The following is a 19322-nucleotide window of genomic DNA, read 5'->3' as shown; positions in this document are numbered from 1 at the left end:
GACCCGTCCCCGCAGCAGAGGAGATCGACGCATGAGCATCTTCGACAACGCCAAGGACAAGGCCGGCGAGCTGAGCGAGAAGCACGGCGACCAGATCGAGGAGCACTCGGACACCGGGCTCGACACAGCCGGTGACTTCGCCGAGGGCAAGGGTCTGGGCGCCGACCAGGTCCAGCAGGGCCGCGACGCCGCCGACGGGGCCATCGGCACCGAGTAGCCCCACCGTCGCCTGACGAAGGGGGCGTCCCACCCGCTGGGTGGGACGCCCCCTTCGTCCTGCGCTGGCAGACTCGCGCCGTGATCGCGACGACCGTCCTGCGCCCCGAGGACCTGCGCGCGCCGCACTACGCGCCGCGCCCGGAGCACGCCCAGGTCCGCGCGCACGTCGACCACGCACGGCGCCTCGTGCTCGTCCGGGACCTCGACGGCAACGTCTGCGACTGGGCGTCTCGCGGCTCGCTCGACGACGACGTGACGACGATCGGCGAGGTCGTCCTCGCGCTGACCTCCCGGCCCGCCGGGCGGCTGGTGTCGGACCGCCACCGGGCCGAGCATCGTCTCGGGCTCGCCCCGCGCTCCCTGCACGACGCCTGGGGCCGGGTCGACGTCCAGGTGCACTCCCACGACCCCCGCACCGCCGGCGGTCAGCTGGTCTCCCGGCTCCGGGCGCTCTACCCGCCCGCCACGCCCGACGTCAGCGCCACCGCAGACCGGATGCTCACGGCGTGGGAGCTCGACCTCCGTCCGCGCGAGGACGAGGACGCGGTGCAGAGGTGGGAGCGGGTGCGCTGGCTCGGCCGGCACGTCGAGGCGGAGCCGCTGCTGCGCCTCGGCGCCGACGAGAGCATCCGCGCCCGAGCGGTCGCGGCGAGCCGGGCGATGGCGGACGCGTACGGCGCGTACATGAGCGTCGTGCGCTGAGGCGAGCCGCGCGACGAGGTCGAAGGGGGGTCAGGCGCCGCAGACGGGGGCGGCGGGGGTGACCGGGTCTGGGGCGCCGATGCGGGGCATGCCGAGCGAGACCGAGGGCTTGCCCGCGGGCTGGGCCTGGGCCCGCTCCCACGCGTCGCCGCCGGCCGTGCGCCGCACGGAGTACGTGCCGCCGGACAACGCGCCGTCGGCGAGCAGGTGGTGCGGGGCGCCGTACGTGACGTCCGCGCTCACCATGTCGCCCGGCCGCGGGCGCTGCGCCCCCTCGGGAACCGCGACGTGGACGAGCCGGTTGTCACGGGCGCGCCCGGAGATCCGATCGGTCGCGCCGTCCTTGCGCCCCTCGCCGGTGGCGACGAGCACCTCGACGGTGCGCCCCTCCTGCGTCCTGTTCTCCTGCCAGCTGATCTCGTCCTGCAGCGCGACGAGACGCTCGAAGCGCTCCTGCACGACCGCCTTGGGGATCTGGTCGGCCATCGTCGCCGCGGGCGTGCCGGGGCGGATCGAGTACTGGAAGGTGAAGGCGCTCGAGAAGCGCGACTCCCGCACGACCCGCAACGTCTCCTCGAAGTCGGCCTCGGTCTCGCCGGGGAAGCCGACGATGATGTCGGTGGTGATCGCCGCGTCGGGGATGCGGTCGCGGACGCGCTCGATGATCCCGAGGAACCTCGTGCTGCGGTAGGAGCGGCGCATGTCCTTCAGGACCCGGTCTGAGCCGGACTGCAGCGGCATGTGCAGGCTCGGCATGACGTTCGGCGTCTGCGCCATCGCCTCGATGACGTCATCGGTGAAGGCCGCGGGGTGCGGGCTGGTGAAGCGCACGCGCTCGAGGCCCTCGACGTCGCCGCAGGCGCGCAGCAGCTTGCCGAAGGCGAGCCGGTCGCCGAACTCGACGCCGTAGCTGTTGACGTTCTGGCCGAGCAGGGTCACCTCGAGCACGCCCTGGGCGACGAGCGCCTCGACCTCGGCGAGGATCTCGCCCGGCCGGCGGTCCTTCTCCTTGCCGCGCAGCGCGGGGACGATGCAGAAGGTGCACGTGTTGTTGCACCCGACCGAGATCGAGGTCCACCCCGAGTACGCGGAGTCGCGGCGCGTCGGCAGCGTCGAGGGGAAGGTCTCGAGGGACTCGAGGATCTCGACCTGTGCCTCGCGGTTGTGCCGCGCGCGGTCGAGCAGCGCCGGCAGCGAGCCGATGTTGTGGGTGCCGAAGACGACGTCGACCCACGGCGCGCGCTGCACGATCGTGTCGCGGTCCTTCTGCGCCATGCAGCCGCCGACGGCGATCTGCAGGTCGGGGTTGCGCTGCTTGTGCGGGCGCAGCTGGCCGAGGTTGCCGTACAGCTTGTTGTCGGCGTTCTCGCGCACGGCGCAGGTGTTGAAGACGACGACGTCGGCGGTGTCGCCGCGCTCGCCCTCGGGCACCGAGGCGAGGTCGACGTACCCCGCCGTCTCGAGCAGGCCGGCGAGGCGCTCGGAGTCGTGCACGTTCATCTGGCACCCGTGGGTGCGCACGTCGTAGGTCTTGGGCGCAGCAGTCATGACCGATCCAGGGTAGTCGGCCCTCCCGTCGGCGCCGACCGCGCGGGCGAAGGGGGGCGCTGCCCCCTTCGTCCGGGGCGGCCCCCGACGCCCGGGAGCCCCCGGTCCTCGTGACATGCTGGGCGCAGCGGCCCGGTCGAGACCGCCCGGCGAGGGTGCGGACCCGGCACAGGGCCGTGACCGACCGGCCCCGCTCTCGCGGGGCCCTGACCCGGTGCGCGGACGCGTGCCGACGAGAGGGCGACCGATGGACGCCACGGCCCCGCAGGACCGCGACGCAGCAGACCTCGTCGTCCTGCTCGACGACGACGGCGTGCCCACCGGCACCGCCCCCCGGGCGGAGGTGCACACGACCGACACCCCGCTCCACCTCGCCTTCTCCTGCCACGTCACCGACGGCGCCGGACGCCTGCTCCTCACCCGCCGCGCCCTGGGCAAGCGGGCCTGGCCCGGGGTGTGGACCAACGCCTTCTGCGGCCACCCCCGACCCGGCGAGGACCCGGTCGACGCGGTGCACCGGTACGCCGAGCACGAGCTCGGCCTCGTCCTGGACCACCTCGAGCCGATGCTCCCCGACTTCCGCTACCGCGCCGTCGACGCCTCGGGCGTCGTCGAGCACGAGGTGTGCCCGGTGTGGCTCGCCCGCGCGACGGCCGCCCCGCAGCTCAACCCCGGCGAGGCCGTCGAGGCGCGCTGGGTCACCCCGCGCGAGCTGCGCACGACGGCCGAGGTCGCCCCGTGGGCGCTCAGCCCGTGGCTCGTCATGCAGCTCGAGCAGCTGCCCGTCGGCGCCAGCGCCCTCGACGCCGTGGGTGACCCCGCATGAGCGCGGGCACCGACCCGGGCCCCACGACCTACGCCGCGCACCTCACCGGGCCGGACCCTCGCGGCCCGGCGGTCGACCTCGGTGACGCCGAGGTCCTCCAGGACGCCCTCGCCTCGGCCGCGAGCGGCGGCAAGCGCTTCCGTCCCCGCCTCGTCCACTCGGTGCACGACCTGCTCGGCGGCGACGCCGGGCCGGCCGTCGGGCAGGTCGCCGACGCCGTCGAGCTGCTGCACACCGCCTTCGTCGTCCACGACGACGTCATCGACGGCGACGACCTGCGACGGGGCGCCCCGAGCGCGCCCGGGCGCTTCCGGGCCGACGCGCTCGAGGGTGGCGCACCGCCGGCCTCGGCGCACTCGTACGCCACCGCCGGCGCGATCCTCACCGGCGACCTCGCCCTCGGCGCGGCCCTGCGCGCCGTCGCCACGGCGCCCGTCGAGCGCGACCGGGTGCACCACATGCTCGACCTCTTCGACCACGCCCTGGCCGTCTCCGCAGCCGGCGAGCTCGCGGACGTACGGCTCTCGCTCGGGGCGCAGGAGCCGACCCTGCAGGAGGCGCTGACCGTCGCCGAGCAGAAGACGGCCGTCTACTCCTTCAGCCTGCCGATGCAGTGCGGCGCGGTGCTCGCCGGGGCCTCGGGAGCCGTCGTCGACGGGCTCGGGCGCATCGGACGCGACCTCGGCCTGGCCTTCCAGCTGCTCGACGACCTCATGGGCGTCTTCGGCGCACCGGCCCAGACCGGCAAGGACGTCGTCGCCGGCGACCTGCGTGAGGGCAAGCGCACGCCGCTCGTCGTCCACGCCCGCACGACCTCGGCGTGGCCGGTCATCGAGCGGCACCTCGGCGACCCCGAGCTCGACGAGCAGGGCGTGGAGCGGGTGCGCGCCGCGCTCACCGCCGCGGGGTCTCGCTCCTTCGTCAGCGAGCTCGCGACGCAGCGCCTGCGCTCCGCGACCGGCCTGGCCGCCGACCTCGCCCTGCCGCCGGCTCTCGTCACCTGGGTCGGCGAGCTCTCCGGTGCCCTCGAGCAGGGCGCCGCGTGATCGCGTCCCGCCGACGTCGTCTCGACGAGGGCCCGGCCCACGTGCGCTACGACGCGACCGCCCAGGCGGCCGCAGAGCTCGTCATCGAGCGGTACTCGAGCTCCTTCGGGCTGGCCAGCCGGCTGCTCGAGGAGCCGGTGCGCGCCCAGGTCCGCAGCATCTACGCGCTCGTGCGGGTCGCCGACGAGGTCGTCGACGCACCGCGGCCTGGCGTCGGCGCGCAGGAGCAGCGGGTCGTGCTCGACCACCTCGAGCAGGAGGTCCGGCACGCGCTGCAGCGAGGGCTGAGCTCGGACCTCGTCGTCCACGCCTTCGCCCGCACCGCCCGGGGGTGCGGGATCGGGATGGACCTCGTCGAGCCCTTCTTCGCCTCGATGCGCACCGACCTCACCCGCACGACCCACGACCCCGAGAGCTTCGCGACCTACGTGCACGGGTCGGCCGAGGTCGTCGGGCTCATGTGCCTGCGCGCCTTCGTCGCCGACGAGCCGTCGCCCGAGCAGTCCTACGAGCAGCTGGCCCCCGGGGCCCGGCGCCTCGGCGCCGCCTTCCAGAAGGTGAACTTCTTGCGCGACATCGCCGCCGACAGCGACGACCTGGGCCGCGGGTACTTCCCCGGGGTCGACCCCCGCGGCCTCGACGACGCCCAGCGCGACCGGCTCCTCGACGACGTCGACGCCGACCTCGCGGTCGCGGCGCTCGCCGTCGACCGGCTGCCCCCGAGCAGCCGACGGGCGGTGAGGGTGGCCCACCGGCTCTTCGCCGAGCTCTCCGCCCGGCTGCGCCAGACCCCGGCGGAGCAGCTGCGACAGGAGCGCGTCCGCGTGCCCGGGCCGCGCAAGGCCGCCCTCGTGCTCGACACCCTCGTGCGGGGCGAACGATGAGGCCCCTGCCGTGGACCGGCCGCGCGAGCGCCCCCCGAGAGCCCGGCACCGTCTGCGTCATCGGGGGTGGCGTGAGCGGTCTGGCGACCGCGGCGCTGCTCGCCGCCGACGGCTGGCAGGTCGAGCTCGTCGAGCGCGGCGAGCGACCGGGCGGCCGGGCCGGCCTGTGGGAGCACGACGGCTACCGCTTCGACACCGGGCCGTCGTGGTACCTCATGCCCCAGGTCTTCGAGCACTTCTTCGACATGCTCGGGACGGACGTGCACGACGAGCTCGACCTCGTGCGTCTCGACCCCGGCTACCGCGTCTTCTTCGAGGACCACGACGGGCCGCTCGACGTCCAGGCGACCCGCGCGGCCAACGAGGCGCTCTTCGAGTCCCTCGAGCCGGGAGCGGGCGCGGCCCTGTCGGACTACCTCGACTCGGCGGAGCACGTCTACGAGCTGGCCGTCGACCGATTCCTCTACACGAGCTTCGACTCGGGCACCTCGCTGCTCAACACCGACGTGCTGCGCAACGGGCCTCGGCTGTCGGGTCTGCTCACCCGCTCGCTGGAGTCGCACGTCGCCGCGCGCTTCGAGGACCCCCGGCTGCGCCAGGTGCTCGGCTACCCCGCCGTCTTCCTCGGCACCTCCCCCGACCGGGCTCCGAGCATGTACCACCTCATGAGCTGGATGGACCTCGCCGAGGGCGTGCTCTACCCGCAGGGCGGCTTCACGACGCTCGTCGACGCGCTCGTGCGAGCAGCCGAGCGTCACGGGGTGCGGATCCGCACGAGCACGACGGCCACGGGCATCCGCACCACCTCCGGACGCAGCCCCCGGGTCACCGGGGTGGGTGTCGACGAGGCCGACGGCACGACCGCGGAGATCACGTGCGACGTCGTCGTCGGCGCGGCCGACCTGCACCACGTGGAGACCGAGCTCCTCCCCGAGCACCTGCAGACCTACCCGCAGTCGTGGTGGGAGCGGGTCGACCCCGGGCCCGGCGGGGTGCTCGCGATGCTCGGCGTCGACGGCGAGCTGCCGCAGCTCGCGCACCACTCGCTCTTCTTCACCACCGACTGGCGCCGCAACTTCGACGACATCCTCGGCCCCGACCCCCAGGTCCCCGACCCCGCGTCGATCTACGTGTGCCGTCCGTCGGCGAGCGACACCACCGTCGCCCCCGCCGGCAAGGAGAACCTCTTCGTCCTCGTGCCGGTCCCGGCCGACCCGACGATCGGCCGGGGCGGCACGGACGGCGCCGGCGACCCGCGCGTCGAGCGGGCGGTGGACGCGGCGATCGAGCAGATCTCCTCGTGGGCGGGGGTGCCGGACCTCGCCGACCGGGTCGAGGTGCGCCGCACCGTCGGCCCGCAGGACTTCGCGCAGGACCTCGCCTCGTACTCGGGCAGCATGCTCGGGCCCGGTCACGTCCTGCGGCAGAGCGCCTTCTTCCGCGCCGACAACGTCTCGAAGAAGGTCGACGGCCTCTACTACGCCGGCTACTCCACCCGCCCGGGCATCGGGCTGCCGATGTGCCTCATCAGCGCCGAGCTCGTGCTCAAGCGGCTGCGCGGCGACTCCTCGAGCGGGCCCAGCGCCACCGCGGCCGCCACCGACGTCGAGGTGGGCTGAGTGGGTCTGCTGTACCTCGGCTTCGTCGTCGTCTCGACGCTCTGCATGGGTCTCGTCGACCACCGCTGGCGCCTCGCCCTCTTCGACCGGCCCCGGCGCACCCTCGGCGTCGTCGCCGCCGGCACCCTGCTCTTCCTCGTGTGGGACCTCGTGGCGATCGAGTCGGGCATGTACGTGCGCGGCGAGTCCCCGGCGATGACCGGTGCCGAGCTGCTGCCCGAGCTGCCCGTCGAGGAGATCTTCTTCATCGTCTTCCTCAGCTACATCACCTGCGTGCTCCACGGACTCTTCTCGCGCCTGCTCGCCGGTGGCGAGGCGACCTCATGACGTACGCCGGCCTGGCCGCCTGCTTCCTCGCCGCCTCGGTGCTCGTCCTCGTCGCCGCGACCGTCCTGCGCCGGCCCGACCGGCGCTGGTGGCTCGCGACGGCCGCGACGGCCCTGGCCCTCGTCGTGCTCACCGCCGTCTTCGACAACGTGATGATCGCCGTCGACCTCTTCCGCTTCGACGAGTCCCAGCTCTCCGGCATCCACGTCGGCCTGGCCCCGCTGGAGGACTTCGCCTGGCCGGTCGCCGCCGCGACGGCCCTGCCCGCCCTCGCCCTGCTGCTCTCGCCCGACGACCCGCGGGCCACCCGGGGAGCCCGCCGATGACCACCGCGCCCGGCGAGCGGGCGGCGCCGGTCTCCCCCTTCGCCCACGTCCTCGCGTCCTCGCGGCCGCTGTCCTGGGTCAACACCGCCTACCCCTTCGCCGCCGCGTACCTGCTCGCCGGCGGCCGGGTCGACCTCGTGTGGGTCGTCGGCACCCTGTGGTGCCTCGTGCCGTACAACCTGCTGATGTACGGCGTCAACGACGTCTTCGACTACGAGTCCGACATCCGCAACCCGCGCAAGGGAGGTGTCGAAGGGGTCGTCCTCGACCGGTCGTTGCACCGGACCACCCTGTGGGCCGTCGCCGTGACCAACATCCCCTTCGTCCTCGCCCTCGTGCTCCTGGGCGACCCGCGCTCGACCCTCGTGCTCGCCGTGAGCGTCTTCGCGGTCGTCGCGTACTCGGCGCCCCGGCTGCGCTTCAAGGAGCGGCCCTTCGTCGACTCCCTCACCTCGAGCACCCACTTCGTCAGCCCTGCGGTCCTCGGCATCGCGCTCGCCGGAGGGGCCTTCGACCCGGTGACCCTTGCCGCGCTCGGCGGCTTCTTCGCCTGGGGCGTCGGGTCGCACGCCTTCGGCGCGGTCCAGGACATCGAGGCCGACCGGGCCGGTGGCATCTCCTCGGTCGGCACCGTGCTCGGTGCCCGGGTGACGACGTGCTTCGCCCTGCTGGCGTACGTGCTCGGCGGGCTGCTCCTGCTCGTCCTGCCCTGGCCGAGCACGCTCGCGGCCGCGCTCGTCCTGCCCTACGTCGCCAACGTCGTGCCGTACCTGCGCCTCACCGACGCGCAGTGCGAGCGGGCCCATGCGGGCTGGCGACGCTTCCTGTGGCTCAACTACCTCACGGGCTTCCTCGTCACCCAGCTGATGATCGTCGTGACGATCGGCCTGCCCGGTCGCTGACCTCGCTCTGCGCGCGCTCGACCCGGTCGCGCCAGCGCAGCCACGGCGGGTGCACCCGCCAGTTGACCTCGAGGGTGCGGAAGGCGCGCTCGAAGCGCCGACGCATCTGCGAGGCGCCCCGCAGCGAGCGGGCCGACACCCCGACGTGCAGGCTCGGCGCGAGCCGCACCCGACGCGTCGGTCCGAGGACGAAGGCCAGATCCATGTCGTCGTGCAGCTCGGGGTCGTCGCGGTGCACGTCGTCGCGCACCGCGAGCCACGTACGCCGGCGCACCGCCATGCTCGACCCCCACAGGACCGTGTGGCCGAGGGCGAGATGGCTGAGCACGTAGTACGCGGCGAGGTAGAGGGCGGCGACGGCACCCCCGACGGGGCGTGGCAGGTCGTAGAAGGTGCCGACACCGGTCACCGCGTCGCGTCGCGGGTCGCGCATCGAGCGGGCCACGCGCTCGACCCATCGGCGCCCGGGCCGGGAGTCCGCGTCGAGGCGGGCGATGACGTCGCCCTGCGCCGCGTCGTAGCCCGCCGCCGCGGCGGACGGGATGCCCACGCGCGGCTCGTCGACGACGACCGCACCGAGGCTGCGGGCCAGCTCGGCGGTGCCGTCGCTCGACCCGTTGTCGACGACGACGACCTCGAAGGGGGCCACGCTCTGGCGGGCGAGGAGGTCGAGGCAGGTGCGCAGGGCCTCGGCGTCGTCACGCGAGGGGATGACGACGGAGACCGAGGGCAGCACCGGGGCGAGCGGTGCCCGGGCGCTCACGAGCGGTCCCGTCGGCCGGGCATGCTCAGCGCGAGCAGGACGGCGGCGACGGCGGCCCCGACGACACCCGCGGCGAGATCGCCGATCGTGTCGTCGTAGCCGACCTGGATGCGGTCGTCGAGGTAGGTGTGGCCGAACCACTCGCCCATCTCCCACAGCAGGGCCAGGGTGGTCGCGATCGTCGTGCTCACGACGACGACCCCGGCGCGCGGCACGTCGCGCCCGAAGACCCCGACGCGGTCGAGGGCCGCGTAGCCGACGGCGCCCACGAGGCCGGTCATCGCCGCGTGCACGACGAGGTCGAGCCAGCTCACGGCGACGTACCAGTCGAGCATCGCGGCCCACGCGCCGACGAGGATCGTCGCGCAGTACGCGAGGTCGAGCGGCGCGGGCGTGCGCAGCGCCCGCGGCACCATCGAGCCGCCGAGGACGAGCATGAAGAGCGCGAAGCCGATGAAGCCCCAGCCCAGCGTGCCGGGCACGAGGCTCACGGCCGCTGCGAGACGCAGCGCGTCGACCGGGACGGGACGCAGCTGGTCCCGCAGGCTCTCGCCGCTCGGCGCGGTGACGGGCACCCCCGCCCTCTCAGCTGACCCGGGTGAAGGTGATCTCGACGTCGAGGTCGGCGAGCTCGGGCCCGGCGTACATCCCGCGGAAGGGGGCGACGTCGTCGTAGTCGCGGCCTCGCCCGACGACGACGTGGTCGAGCCCGACCGGGGCGAGGTGGGTCGGGTCATAGGGCAACCAGGCTCCGTCCCAGATCTCGATCCACGCGTGCGAGTCCCCTGGGCAGGACTGGCCGCGCTGCAGGTCGGGCTGCCGGGCCACGTAGCCCGACACGTAGCGCGCGGGCACGCCGATCGAGCGCAGCGCCGCGAGGGTCACGTGCGCGAAGTCCTGGCACACGCCCTGGCCGGTGCTCCACGCGTCCTCGGCGGTGCTGCTCACCTGGGTCGCGCCCTCGGAGTAGCGCATGCGCTCGTGGACCTTCGCGGAGATGGCCTGGGCCGCGGCCCGCGGCGTGGGCTCGTCGCGCGCGGCCCGGGCGATCTCGGCGAGGTCGGGCGAGGCCTGCGTGCGCGGGGTGGGCGCGAGCAGCTCGCTGAGCCGGTCGCAGATGCCGGGCTCGGCGAGCGAGTCCCATCCGCTGGCGGACGCCTCGGCGACCACCTCGGTGCGCTCGACGGTCGAGATGGCCTCGATCTCGAGCACCTCGTGGGCGCCCTGGGACTCGACGGCCATGACGGAGGTGCCCCAGTGGTCGGTGTAGACGTTGCTCCACGAGTGGGGGCGGATCCGGATGCGCGCCTCGAGGGTGGTCTGACCGGCGTCGGTCAGCGGGGTCATCCGCAGCTCGTTGTGCGAGGCGACGACCTCGCCCTGGTAGCGCATCGTCGAGCGGTGCGTGACGCGGTGCCGGCGGCTGCTCACAGGATCTCCCCCGTCCACTCCTGGACCGGGCCCGAGCGGAAGTAGCGGGCCCCGATCTCGTCCGACGCCCGGGTCACCGAGCGCTGCACCATGCCCATCATCGTCGGCAGGTCCTCGAGCACGTCGTCGGGGTTCGCGTACTCGAGCTGGGTACGGGTCTGCCCGAGGATGCGACGGGCTTCGTCGGAGAAGCCGACGCGGTCGATGTCGGGCGCGAGCACCGTGAGCCGGTCCTCCGCGTCGCGCAGCGCGGCGAGGACGGAGCGCGGGAAGCGCCGGTCGAGGGTGAGGAAGGCCGCGGCCGTGCGGTCGGTGATCATCCCTCGCATCGTGCGCAGCATCGCCTGCTGGGCACCGCAGCTCGCGAGCACGACACCCCAGCTCGGGCCGCCCTGGAGCGCCCCGGTCGCGACGATGCGCGCCGTCATGTCGGCCCGCTCGAGCGAGCGGCCCAGGCTGAGGAACTCCCAGGCCTCGTCGTGGCTCATCGTCGAGTCGGCGATGCCGGCGACGAGGGCGGCACGCTCGGTGACCCAGCTGAGGTGCTGCTGGGTGGCGGTGCTCGCCCCGAGGCCGTTCCACCGGCGCCACGAGGTGTTGATGACCTCCCACAGCTCGGTCGAGAGGGTCTCGCGGGCACGCCGGGCGTTCTCCCGGGCGGCGAGCCAGGACCCGGAGACGGCGCTGGGGTTGCTCGCGTCGAAGACGAGACGCGCGGCGACGTCGGAGTAGTCGACGTCATGGGCCACGTCGTCGTAGCCCATGATGCCGCCGAGGAGCATCGAGGAGGTGTAGCTCTCGTCCTGGCCCGGGTCCTCGACGAGGGACAGGCGCAGGACGTCGACCATCCGGGCGGTGCCGTCGGCCCGCTCGATGTACCGGCCGATCCAGAAGAGCGAGTCCGCGATCCGGCTGAGCATCAGCGCTCCTCCCGCTCGACGACGGTGACCTCGTCGGGGACGGCGAAGGGGGGTGCGTCCTGCCCGAGGTCGGGCTCGCCCGGCAGCGGGTCGGCCGGGGGCGCGTCTGCGTCCGTCGTCATCGGCCGGTTGGCGCCGAGGAGGATGACCTCCGCGTCGTCGGTCGTCGGCACCTTGGCGTACCGGCCCGCGAGCACCCACGTGTCCTTGCTGCCGCCGCCCTGGCTGGAGTTGACCACGAGCTGGCCCTCGGGCAGCGCGACGCGCGTCAGCCCGCCGGGCAGCACCGTCACCTGGTCGCCGTCGTTGACCGCGAAGGGGCGCAGGTCGACGTGGCGCGGGCGGAGCTGGCCGTCGATGAGGGTCGGCACGGTCGAGAGCTGGACGACCGGCTGGGCGATCCACCCGCGCGGGTCGCGCCGCAGGTTGGCGCGCAGCTGGTCGAGCTCCTCGCCGGTCGCCTTCGGGCCGATGACCAGGCCCTTGCCGCCGGAGCCGTCGACCGGCTTGACGACCATCTCGTCGAGCCGCTCGAGCACCTCGGCGAGTGCCTCGGGCTCGTTGCACCGGTAGGTGTCGACGCTGCGCAGGATCGGGTCCTCGTCGAGGTAGTAGCGGATGAGGTCGGGCACGTAGGAGTAGACGAGCTTGTCGTCGGCGACGCCGTTGCCGATGGCGTTGGCGAGGGTGACGCGCCCGGCTCGCAGCGCCGAGACGAGCCCGGTGACGCCGAGCATCGAGTCGCGGCGGAAGTGCACCGGGTCGAGGAAGTCGTCGTCGATGCGCCGGTAGATGACGTCGACGCGCTCCTCGCCCTGGGTGGTGCGCATCCGCACCTCGCCGTCGCGCACGACGAGGTCGCGCCCCTCGACGAGCTCGACGCCCATCATCCGGGCGAGCAGGGTGTGCTCGAAGTAGGCGCTGTTGTAGACGCCCGGGGTGAGCACGACGACCGTGGGGTTGCTGCGCCCCTCGGGCGCCGCGGCGCGCAGCGCGTGGAGGAGCAGGCGCGGGTAGTCGTGGACGGGCCGGATGCGCATCGTCGCGAAGGCCTCGGGGAAGACGTTGGCCATCGCGCGGCGGTTGGCGATGACGTAGGAGACACCGGAGGGCACCCGGACGTTGTCCTCGAGCACGCGGAAGTCGCCCTGCTCGTCACGGATGAGGTCGATGCCGCTCACGTGGGCCCGCACGCCGTTCGCGGGACGCAGCCCGGCGACGGCGCGGTGGAAGTGGCTCGACGTCGCGATGAGCCCCCACGGGATGATCCCGTCCTCGACGGCACGCGGCATCGAGCCCTGCCGCGAGTAGATGTCGTCGAGGAAGGCCTCGAGCGCCTGGACGCGCTGCGCGACCCCGCTCTCGACGCTCTGCCAGCTCTCGGCGTCGATGACGCGGGGCACGGCGTCGAGAGGGAAGGGGCGCTCCTCGCCGGCGTGGTCGAAGGTCACGCCCTGGTCGAGGAACATCCGGGCGAGCGCGTCGGCCCGCTCCTTGAGGCTCTCGGGCTCCATCGAGCGCAGGGTGTGATGGATCGGCTTGTACGGCTGCCGCGGCTCCTGCGCGCCAGCCGCGAACATCTCGTCCCACGCCGGGCCGGCCGCGTAGTCGGCGAAGAGCGAACGAGCGGCGGGGCCCTGGGACTGTCGCTGCACCTGGGTCACGGGGTCACCCTCGCACAGCAGGGGGTCGCAGGCCTCACCCTCGACCACCCGATCCTCGGTGCCGCCACAGCTGCACCGAGGTGGGGTTGAGCGGCAGACCGGCGTCTGCCGAGGTCAGACGGCTCCCGCCGCCCTCGACCTGCCCCTCGACGTAGAGCGTGAGGCGAAGGGGGTCCGGGCCGAGGGCGTCCGAGAGGGTCTCGAGCGCGGCCCGCAGGACCGCCGCTCCCCCGGTCTGCGGCACGACGACCACGCCCTCGAGGACCCGGCCCGCACCGCCGGTCTCGCGCACGGCGAGCTCGACCCCGCGCACGCCGTCGACGGCGGCGACCGCAGCGGTGAGCTGCTCGACGTCGAGGTCGTCACGACGCAGCAGCCGGCTCAGCAGGCCCATGGTGGCCCTCCCTTCGTCGGGCCAGCATGCCAGCGGGCCCGCTCAGTCCTCCCGGCCGACCTCGTAGTCCGTGCCCGTGACCGCCGCGCCGTCCTCGGCGAGGAAGGCCGCCAGGCTCGCCTCGTAGGCCGAGACTGCCGGGTCCTGCGACGCGGCGACCGAGTCGGCGTAGGCGGCGTGCGAGTGGTTGCCGGCGAGGTCGAGGAGGCCGGAGGGGTCGGGCAGGGTGACCGTGGTCGCGCCCGGCCCGTTCCCGTGGGCCAGCTGGTCGAGGTTCGGCAGCGGCACGAGCGGCACCAGGGGGTTGGAGAGCGAGTCGCCGAGGTCGAGACGCGGCACCGCGTCGGAGGCGTGCTGGAGGTCCAGGCGCAGGACGGAGGGATCGGTGTCGAAGGTGTCGACGGGTGCGCCGTAGGTCAACGAGTGGGTGATGTCGTACCGCGACGTGAAGGCGGGGTCCTCGAGCAGGGCGGTCGTGATGATGCCGCCCTGGGAGTGGCCGACGAGCATGACCGGCGCGTCCGGCGGGATCTGGGCCTGCGCCATCGCTTCCTGCACCGCCTGCATCGCCGCCGACTGCTGCCCGGACATCGCGACGAGGTTGCCGGTGAGGTCGAAGGTGTTGCTCCCCGTCGTCGGCCCCCAGGACTGGGTGCCCGGCGTGGCGACGACGTAGGCGGTGCTGCCGTCCGGCTGCGTCACCTGGGTGACGCGGATCGAGCCGTCGACCGCGTACGCGTCCGTCGTGCCGAGCATGATCTCGGCGAGCGAGGTCGGCCGGCGCAGCGCGGGGTGCCCGTCGACCGAGCCCGAGGTCGACAGCTCGGTGGAGCCGGTGATGGTGCCCGTGCCGTCGTCGAGGAGGTCGAGGTCCTGCCCGGTGAGCAGCGCCCCGGCGAGGTTGGCGACGCTCCCGCCGAGGAGCAGGGTGCTCGCGACGACCTCGCTGAGACGGGGCCACCGACCCTGCGTGAAGACGTCGGTGAAGAGGTCGAGGTGGTGGCCGGCTGACTCGGTGAGGCGGACGAAGGTGTGAGCGACGCTCTCCCCGTACCGGGACAGCCCGACGACGAGATCGCTCGCGCGGTCGCCCAGCCAGCGCCCGGTGTCCTCGCCGGGGTCACCGAGCCAGTCCAGCCCGTCCTCGGCACGGTCCCCGAGCCATCCCGCGCCGTCGGCGACGGTGTCGAGCACCTCCTCGCCCGCGCCGAGGAGGTCGTCGGCGAGGTCGCCCGCGCCCTCCCACGCGTCCTGCCACCAGGGCCGGGCGGGCGGCTCGTGGGCCACCGGCACCGACGGGGCGCGACCGCCGCTCGTGCCCTCCTGGTCGGCGACCTGGCGCTCGAGGTCGTCAGCGGCCGAGCGCAGCGCGTGAGCCGCCGCCGAGATCGACGGCGCAGCCTGCTGCCACCCCCGGGCGAAGTCCTCGACGTCGCCCCCGGCCCAGCACCCGTCGAGGACGCGCAGCATCGCGGTGCCACTCGTGCCGACGTCGTCGGCACGGCCCGCCTGGTCGGCGAGGTGCGCGGCCACCTCGCGCACGAGCGCGGGGTCGAGGCCCTCGGTGACGCTCATGCCCCGACCTGCCCGGTGATCGCCTCGTCGACGAGAGCGTGGGCGCCGGTGACGAGGTAGCGCAGCTGGGCGGCGACGTCACCCGGCTCGACCCCGACGACGTCGAGCGTCCCGGACGCCGTGCGCACGGCGCACAGGTGCTCGTCAGCGAGCACCCAGTGGCCGCTGCCCACCGGCACGACGACGTCCGCGCCGGTGCGCGCCAGGACGGTCAGGGCGACCTGGGCCTCGCCGCCGGCGAGCACCGCCGACAGCTCGGGGTCGTCGACGGCGGACTCGAGGACGGCGCCGGGGGTGCGCCCGAGCGGGTCGGCCTCGACGCGTCGACTCAGGTCCTCGGCGACACCGCGCGGCGGCGCGAGATGGCGCTCGCGGCTCAGCGGGGTCACATGAGCGGCTGCCCGCAGCGCCTCGTGGGGCGGCAGCACCCTGCGCACGGCCGCCCACAGCTGCTCGGGCTGGACCGCGACGAGCTCGACGGCGCCCTCTCGCCCCACCGCCTCGTAGCCCTCGGCCGTGGCGCGCAGGCGGACCCGCTGCGTGCGCACGAGCGCGATGCCGGGCAGCAGGGCGATGTCGCTCTCGAAGGAGACGAGGTCCTGGCGGGCGACGACGCGCACCTGCACCGGCGCTCCCGGGGCTGCCGCGAGGGCACGAGCCCACGACGGGAGCAGCGTCCCACCGCTCGCGATCTCGGCGCGCTCCAGCTCTGCCCAGGCTCCCTCCGGCGCCGGCACGTCCTCACCGGTGGCCGCCGCGAGGGCGGTCTCGAAGGCCGGCAGGCTGACCCGCCGGATGGTCATCGAGCGGGTCCTGCCCCCGCCCTGGTGCTCGTGCTCGTCGTGGTCGTGCTCGTGACCGCTCGTGCCCATGCCCGCTCCCTCGCCGGTGTGCCAGCGACGCTAGGGCGGGCCCCTCGCGGTGGGGAATGGGGAGCGCTCCCCATGCCGGGGTGCGACAGGGTGCGCGGGTCAGTCAGTCGCGCTGGTGCTCGGGCAGCGCGTCGAGGGACTCGGCGATCACCTGACGGGAGATCTCCGAGGAGTAGCCCTTCCGGGCGAGCATCCCCGCGAGGCGGCGGGTCTGCACGACCCGCTCGAGGCCGTGCATCGAGCGCAGCTTCTTCGCGACGAGCTCACGCGCGACGTCGCGCTCGTCGTCGACGTCGATCTGGGCGAGCACCCCGCTCGCCGTCTCGTCGTCGACCCCTTTCGCCCGCAGCTCGTGCTGCAGCGCCCGCCGGGCCAGGCCCCGACCGGTGCGCTTGGAGCGCACGAACATCTGCGCGTACGCCTCGTCGTCGACGAGGCCCACGTGCTCCATGCGGTCGAGCACCTCGGCGGCGACGTCGTCGGGGCAGCCCTTGCGCCGCAGCGTGCGCTCGAGCTCGGCGCGCGACTTCGGCGACCCGGTGAGCGCCCGCAGCACGACGGCCCGGGCCACCGCCCGGGGGTCGGCGTCGTCGTCGGGCGCCTCGGGCGGCGGGGGCCCGCTCGGCGCACTCGGCGCGCTCTGCCCGCCCGGGGTCGGCTCCCCCGCCTGGGCACGCGCGACCGCCGCGCGCAGCCGCTCCAGGGTCTGCTCCTGGGGCGTGCCGGGCGCGGCGGTCTCGTCGGTGCTGCTCATCGCGGGCGATCAGCTCTGCGTGTCGGCGTCAGCCGGTGCGATCAGAAGTCGACCGGGACGTCGACGCTGCCCTCGGGCTCCTCGACCGGGACCCCGATGCCGAGCTTGGTCTTGATCTTGACCTCGATCTCGTCGGCGAGCTGCGGGTTGTCCTTCAAGAAGTTGCGGGCGTTCTCCTTGCCCTGGCCGAGCTGGTCGCCCTCGTACGTGTACCAGGCACCGGCCTTGCGCACGAAGCCGTGGTCGACGCCCTGGTCGATGAGACCGCCCTCGCGGGAGATGCCCTGCCCGTAGAGGATGTCGAACTCCGCCTGCTTGAAGGGCGGGGAGACCTTGTTCTTGACGACCTTGACGCGGGTGCGGTTGCCGACCGGCTCGCTGCCGTCCTTGAGCGTCTCGATGCGCCGGACGTCGAGACGCACGGAGGCGTAGAACTTCAGCGCCTTGCCACCGGTCGTCGTCTCCGGGGAGCCGAACATCACGCCGATCTTCTCGCGGAGCTGGTTGATGAAGATCGCCGTCGTGCCCGAGGTGTTGAGCGCACCGGTGATCTTGCGCAGCGCCTGGCTCATGAGACGGGCCTGGAGACCGACGTGGCTGTCGCCCATCTCGCCCTCGATCTCGGCGCGCGGCACGAGCGCCGCCACCGAGTCGATGACGATGATGTCGAGAGCACCGGAGCGGATGAGCATGTCGGCGATCTCGAGCGCCTGCTCACCGGTGTCGGGCTGGGAGACGAGGAGTGCGTCGGTGTCGACGCCGAGCTTCTTGGCGTACTCGGGGTCGAGGGCGTGCTCGGCGTCGATGAAGGCCGCGATGCCACCGGCGCGCTGGGCGCTGGCGACGGCGTGGAGAGCGACCGTCGTCTTGCCGCTCGACTCGGGGCCGTAGATCTCGACCACCCGGCCGCGGGGCAGCCCGCCGATGCCGAGCGCGATGTCGAGGGAGATCGACCCGGTCGGGATGACGGCGATGGGCGGCCGGACGTCGTCGCCCAGGCGCATGATCGCGCCCTTGCCGTGCGACTTCTCGATCTGGCCCATGACGGAGTCGAGGGACTTCAGCTTCTGCTCGTGGAGCTTGGTGTCGATGGCGGTGACATCAGCCATGCCAGGTACCTGCCTGTTCTTGCTCGGGTCGGGCGCGCCCACCGGCGAACCGTCGCACGGTCGGTCTCGTCGTGCTGTCGGGTCAGACGCTAGGGACCACCACCGACAACGACCCCAGCCGCCGTGAGGCTGTGGATACTGATGCCGTCGGGATGACCGCTGTGCACAAACCTAGCCGAACAGGTGTTCGAGGTCGTGCACCGACGCGCCGGACGGCGTGTCGGGCCGCCGACGGCCGCCACGAGGAGGACACGCGATGACGACCCAGCCCGGGAGCAGGCCCGACGAGGGCGAGGTCCCCCTCCCCCGCCTGTGCCAGACCGTCCTCGACACCACCGACGCCCGAGCCCTCGCCGAGTTCTACCGCCGTCTCCTCGGCCTCGTCTACCGACCCGGCGACGAGCCGCCGGCCGAGGGCGAGCGCGACGACGCCGACTGGCTCGTCCTGCACCAGCCCGACGGCGGGCGCGCCCTGGCCGTCCACCAGGTCGAGCGGCTCACCGCGACGACCTGGCCCGACGACGACGTGCCGATGCAGCTCCACGTCGACTGCACCGTCCCCGACGTCCCTGCCCTCGAGGCCAACCTGCGGCGGGCCCTCGACCTCGGCGGCCGGCTCGTCCTCGACCGCTCGCAGGACCCCGAGGAGCCCCTCTACGTCGTCGCCGACCCGGCCGGTCACCCCTTCTGCATGTTCGTCGGCTGAGTGTCCGACGACGCCGACCGGGCCTGGAGCAGGTCGAGGTCGCGCACCGCGTAGCGCTGGTGCTCCCACTCCTCGTCGAGGATCGTGCGCAGGCACGACAGCGTCGTCTCCGCGTGCTGCGGCGCCCAGGGGTTGGCCCGCACCTGGGCGAGGTCGTCGGCGACGAGCGTCGCGAGGTGCTCACGGACCATCCGCTGACGCCCTGCCCGCGCCTCGAGCACCTCCTCGTACGTCGGCTGCCGCGTCGTGAAGACCGACATGTCGTAGCCGTCGGTCTCGTACTCGGCGTGCGGCTGGCCGAGGGGGTGGTAGGGCTGCTCGAGCCGGAGCACCGCGCGCCCGAGCCACGTGTCGGTCGCCATGACGAGATGACGCAGGGTCTGCGCGAAGGACCACTCGTCGTCGACGCTCACGTCGACCGTGCCGGACGGCATGGCCGCGACCCGCTCCAGGACCCGCTCCCACGACCGCTCCAGCGCCGCCCACGCCGCCCTCAGCCCGTCGGGGTCGCCCGCACGCCGCAGCGACCGGCCGGGCATCCGGGCGTCGAGCTCGGCGTCGACGAGGGGAGCCACGTCCACGCCGTTGACGACGAGGCCGGCACCGCCGGCGAGCAGCCACGGGGCCTCGATCTCGGCGCCGTCGACCAGGACCGAGCGCAGCACCGCCCCCGACAGGTCGACCCGCTCGAAGCGGGCCCCGCTGAGATCCACGTCGACGAAGCGCTCGGCCATG

General features: G+C 73.7%; 21 protein-coding genes and 1 pseudogene. 10 read left to right on the top strand and 12 right to left on the bottom strand.

All coding sequences use genetic code 11. The annotated features are described in order from the left end of the window. Nucleotides 1–31 precede the first annotated feature (31 nt). A complete protein-coding gene (locus ABIB53_RS08785) occupies nt 32–217 on the top strand; it encodes an antitoxin (RefSeq protein ID WP_354587890.1) in 186 nt (61 codons plus the stop codon). 80 nt (nt 218–297) lie between these two features. Next, on the top strand, nt 298–921 hold the full coding sequence (locus tag ABIB53_RS08780) for a hypothetical protein (RefSeq protein ID WP_354587889.1): 624 nt from the start codon (nt 298–300) through the stop codon (nt 919–921). A 30-nt stretch (nt 922–951) separates the two neighbouring features. Here the strand turns inward: ABIB53_RS08780 and miaB are convergent, their stop codons facing one another. Beyond that, a complete protein-coding gene (gene miaB / locus ABIB53_RS08775; RefSeq protein WP_354587888.1) occupies nt 952–2469 on the bottom strand; it encodes a tRNA (N6-isopentenyl adenosine(37)-C2)-methylthiotransferase MiaB in 1518 nt (505 codons plus the stop codon). A gap of 247 nt (nt 2470–2716) precedes the next feature. Here miaB and idi point away from each other — a divergent pair, with 247 nt between their 5' ends. The 7 genes and pseudogenes from idi (at nt 2717) to ABIB53_RS08740 (ending at nt 8399) form a co-directional block, all read left to right on the top strand. Beyond that, nucleotides 2717–3295 (top strand): isopentenyl-diphosphate Delta-isomerase, encoded by a 579-nt coding sequence (idi, locus tag ABIB53_RS08770; protein WP_354587887.1) that lies wholly within the window; start codon nt 2717–2719, stop codon nt 3293–3295. Beyond that, nucleotides 3292–4341, top strand: coding sequence for a polyprenyl synthetase family protein (locus tag ABIB53_RS08765; protein ID WP_354587886.1), 1050 nt, complete (start codon nt 3292–3294; stop codon nt 4339–4341). Before idi ends, ABIB53_RS08765 begins: the two co-directional genes overlap by 4 nt. Then, entirely contained in the window at nt 4338–5225 is an 888-nt protein-coding gene (locus tag ABIB53_RS08760) for a phytoene/squalene synthase family protein (RefSeq protein WP_354587885.1), read from the top strand. Before ABIB53_RS08765 ends, ABIB53_RS08760 begins: the two co-directional genes overlap by 4 nt. Then, a pseudogene (gene crtI, locus ABIB53_RS08755) lies at nt 5204–6844 on the top strand (phytoene desaturase family protein); the annotation flags it as partial. The gene ABIB53_RS08760 and the pseudogene crtI, both read left to right, overlap by 22 nt. After that, nucleotides 6845–7171 (top strand): lycopene cyclase domain-containing protein, encoded by a 327-nt coding sequence (locus ABIB53_RS08750; protein ID WP_123090879.1) that lies wholly within the window; start codon nt 6845–6847, stop codon nt 7169–7171. Continuing rightward, nucleotides 7168–7497, top strand: a complete 330-nt coding sequence (locus tag ABIB53_RS08745; protein WP_123090880.1) for a lycopene cyclase domain-containing protein — start codon at nt 7168–7170, stop codon at nt 7495–7497. Before ABIB53_RS08750 ends, ABIB53_RS08745 begins: the two co-directional genes overlap by 4 nt. Further along, complete coding sequence (locus tag ABIB53_RS08740; RefSeq protein ID WP_354587884.1) at nt 7494–8399, top strand: prenyltransferase; 906 nt, start codon at nt 7494–7496, stop codon at nt 8397–8399. Before ABIB53_RS08745 ends, ABIB53_RS08740 begins: the two co-directional genes overlap by 4 nt. Here the strand turns inward: ABIB53_RS08740 and ABIB53_RS08735 are convergent. The 10 genes from ABIB53_RS08735 to recA form a co-directional block, all read right to left on the bottom strand. After that, nucleotides 8353–9162, bottom strand: coding sequence for a glycosyltransferase family 2 protein (locus ABIB53_RS08735; RefSeq protein WP_354587883.1), 810 nt, complete (start codon nt 9160–9162; stop codon nt 8353–8355). The two genes, ABIB53_RS08740 and ABIB53_RS08735, sit on opposite strands and share 47 nt — an antisense overlap. Next, complete coding sequence (locus tag ABIB53_RS08730) at nt 9159–9737, bottom strand: DUF2238 domain-containing protein (protein ID WP_354587882.1); 579 nt, start codon at nt 9735–9737, stop codon at nt 9159–9161. The genes ABIB53_RS08735 and ABIB53_RS08730 overlap by 4 nt, the downstream gene beginning before the upstream one ends. 10 nt (nt 9738–9747) lie before the next feature. Further along, nucleotides 9748–10593, bottom strand: coding sequence for a transglutaminase family protein (locus ABIB53_RS08725; protein ID WP_354587881.1), 846 nt, complete (start codon nt 10591–10593; stop codon nt 9748–9750). Then, the gene (locus ABIB53_RS08720) at nt 10590–11513 is read right to left on the bottom strand and encodes an alpha-E domain-containing protein (RefSeq protein ID WP_201466315.1); all 924 of its coding nucleotides are present in this window, start codon (nt 11511–11513) and stop codon (nt 10590–10592) included. Before ABIB53_RS08720 ends, ABIB53_RS08725 begins: the two co-directional genes overlap by 4 nt. Further along, complete coding sequence (locus tag ABIB53_RS08715) at nt 11513–13093, bottom strand: circularly permuted type 2 ATP-grasp protein (protein ID WP_229301014.1); 1581 nt, start codon at nt 13091–13093, stop codon at nt 11513–11515. The genes ABIB53_RS08720 and ABIB53_RS08715 overlap by 1 nt, the downstream gene beginning before the upstream one ends. A 118-nt stretch (nt 13094–13211) precedes the next feature. Beyond that, a complete protein-coding gene (locus tag ABIB53_RS08710) occupies nt 13212–13571 on the bottom strand; it encodes a hypothetical protein (protein WP_354587880.1) in 360 nt (119 codons plus the stop codon). Between the two features lie 42 nt (nt 13572–13613). Continuing rightward, nucleotides 13614–15146 carry an alpha/beta hydrolase family protein gene (locus tag ABIB53_RS08705; protein ID WP_354587879.1) on the bottom strand — a complete coding sequence of 511 codons (1533 nt, stop codon included), beginning with the start codon at nt 15144–15146 and terminating at the stop codon, nt 13614–13616. After that, nucleotides 15143–16018, bottom strand: a complete 876-nt coding sequence (locus ABIB53_RS08700; RefSeq protein WP_354587878.1) for a hypothetical protein — start codon at nt 16016–16018, stop codon at nt 15143–15145. The genes ABIB53_RS08705 and ABIB53_RS08700 overlap by 4 nt, the downstream gene beginning before the upstream one ends. A gap of 103 nt (nt 16019–16121) precedes the next feature. Further along, the gene (locus ABIB53_RS08695) at nt 16122–16772 is read right to left on the bottom strand and encodes a regulatory protein RecX (RefSeq protein WP_354587877.1); all 651 of its coding nucleotides are present in this window, start codon (nt 16770–16772) and stop codon (nt 16122–16124) included. Nucleotides 16773–16813: 41 nt separating this feature from the next. Next, nucleotides 16814–17881 carry a recombinase RecA gene (gene recA, locus ABIB53_RS08690; RefSeq protein WP_191563230.1) on the bottom strand — a complete coding sequence of 356 codons (1068 nt, stop codon included), beginning with the start codon at nt 17879–17881 and terminating at the stop codon, nt 16814–16816. 256 nt (nt 17882–18137) lie between these two features. Here recA and ABIB53_RS08685 point away from each other — a divergent pair, with 256 nt between their 5' ends. Next, nucleotides 18138–18587: a VOC family protein gene (locus ABIB53_RS08685; RefSeq protein ID WP_354587876.1), complete on the top strand. Its 450-nt coding sequence runs from the start codon at nt 18138–18140 to the stop codon at nt 18585–18587. Here the strand turns inward: ABIB53_RS08685 and ABIB53_RS08680 are convergent. After that, on the bottom strand, nt 18560–19321 hold the full coding sequence (locus ABIB53_RS08680) for a DinB family protein (RefSeq protein ID WP_354587875.1): 762 nt from the start codon (nt 19319–19321) through the stop codon (nt 18560–18562). The genes ABIB53_RS08685 and ABIB53_RS08680 overlap by 28 nt on opposite strands. Nucleotide 19322: the final 1 nt, after the last annotated feature.

The sequence above is a fragment of the Janibacter sp. UYMM211 genome (assembly GCF_040547045.1).
GTDB classification, from domain to species: Bacteria; Actinomycetota; Actinomycetes; order Actinomycetales; family Dermatophilaceae; genus Marihabitans; species Marihabitans melonis.
The sequence above is the reverse complement of the archived record's forward strand: the minus strand, read 5'-3'. Positions and strand labels throughout refer to the sequence as shown.

Excerpts from the sequence above, each read along its gene's own strand:
- ABIB53_RS08785 (WP_354587890.1), top strand. The coding sequence starts at position 32 with ATGAGCATCTTCGACAACGCCAAGGACAAGGCCGGCGAGCTGAGCGAG.
- ABIB53_RS08745 (WP_123090880.1), top strand. The coding sequence starts at position 7,168 with ATGACGTACGCCGGCCTGGCCGCCTGCTTCCTCGCCGCCTCGGTGCTC.
- ABIB53_RS08720 (WP_201466315.1), bottom strand. The coding sequence starts at position 11,513 with ATGCTCAGCCGGATCGCGGACTCGCTCTTCTGGATCGGCCGGTACATC.
- ABIB53_RS08740 (WP_354587884.1), top strand. The coding sequence starts at position 7,494 with ATGACCACCGCGCCCGGCGAGCGGGCGGCGCCGGTCTCCCCCTTCGCC.
- ABIB53_RS08710 (WP_354587880.1), bottom strand. The coding sequence starts at position 13,571 with ATGGGCCTGCTGAGCCGGCTGCTGCGTCGTGACGACCTCGACGTCGAG.
- ABIB53_RS08700 (WP_354587878.1), bottom strand. The coding sequence starts at position 16,018 with ATGGGCACGAGCGGTCACGAGCACGACCACGACGAGCACGAGCACCAG.
- recA (WP_191563230.1), bottom strand. The coding sequence starts at position 17,881 with ATGGCTGATGTCACCGCCATCGACACCAAGCTCCACGAGCAGAAGCTG.
- ABIB53_RS08715 (WP_229301014.1), bottom strand. The coding sequence starts at position 13,093 with ATGTTCGCGGCTGGCGCGCAGGAGCCGCGGCAGCCGTACAAGCCGATC.
- miaB (WP_354587888.1), bottom strand. The coding sequence starts at position 2,469 with ATGACTGCTGCGCCCAAGACCTACGACGTGCGCACCCACGGGTGCCAG.
- ABIB53_RS08705 (WP_354587879.1), bottom strand. The coding sequence starts at position 15,146 with ATGAGCGTCACCGAGGGCCTCGACCCCGCGCTCGTGCGCGAGGTGGCC.
- ABIB53_RS08680 (WP_354587875.1), bottom strand. The coding sequence starts at position 19,321 with ATGGCCGAGCGCTTCGTCGACGTGGATCTCAGCGGGGCCCGCTTCGAG.
- ABIB53_RS08695 (WP_354587877.1), bottom strand. The coding sequence starts at position 16,772 with ATGAGCAGCACCGACGAGACCGCCGCGCCCGGCACGCCCCAGGAGCAG.
- idi (WP_354587887.1), top strand. The coding sequence starts at position 2,717 with ATGGACGCCACGGCCCCGCAGGACCGCGACGCAGCAGACCTCGTCGTC.
- ABIB53_RS08765 (WP_354587886.1), top strand. The coding sequence starts at position 3,292 with ATGAGCGCGGGCACCGACCCGGGCCCCACGACCTACGCCGCGCACCTC.
- ABIB53_RS08685 (WP_354587876.1), top strand. The coding sequence starts at position 18,138 with ATGACGACCCAGCCCGGGAGCAGGCCCGACGAGGGCGAGGTCCCCCTC.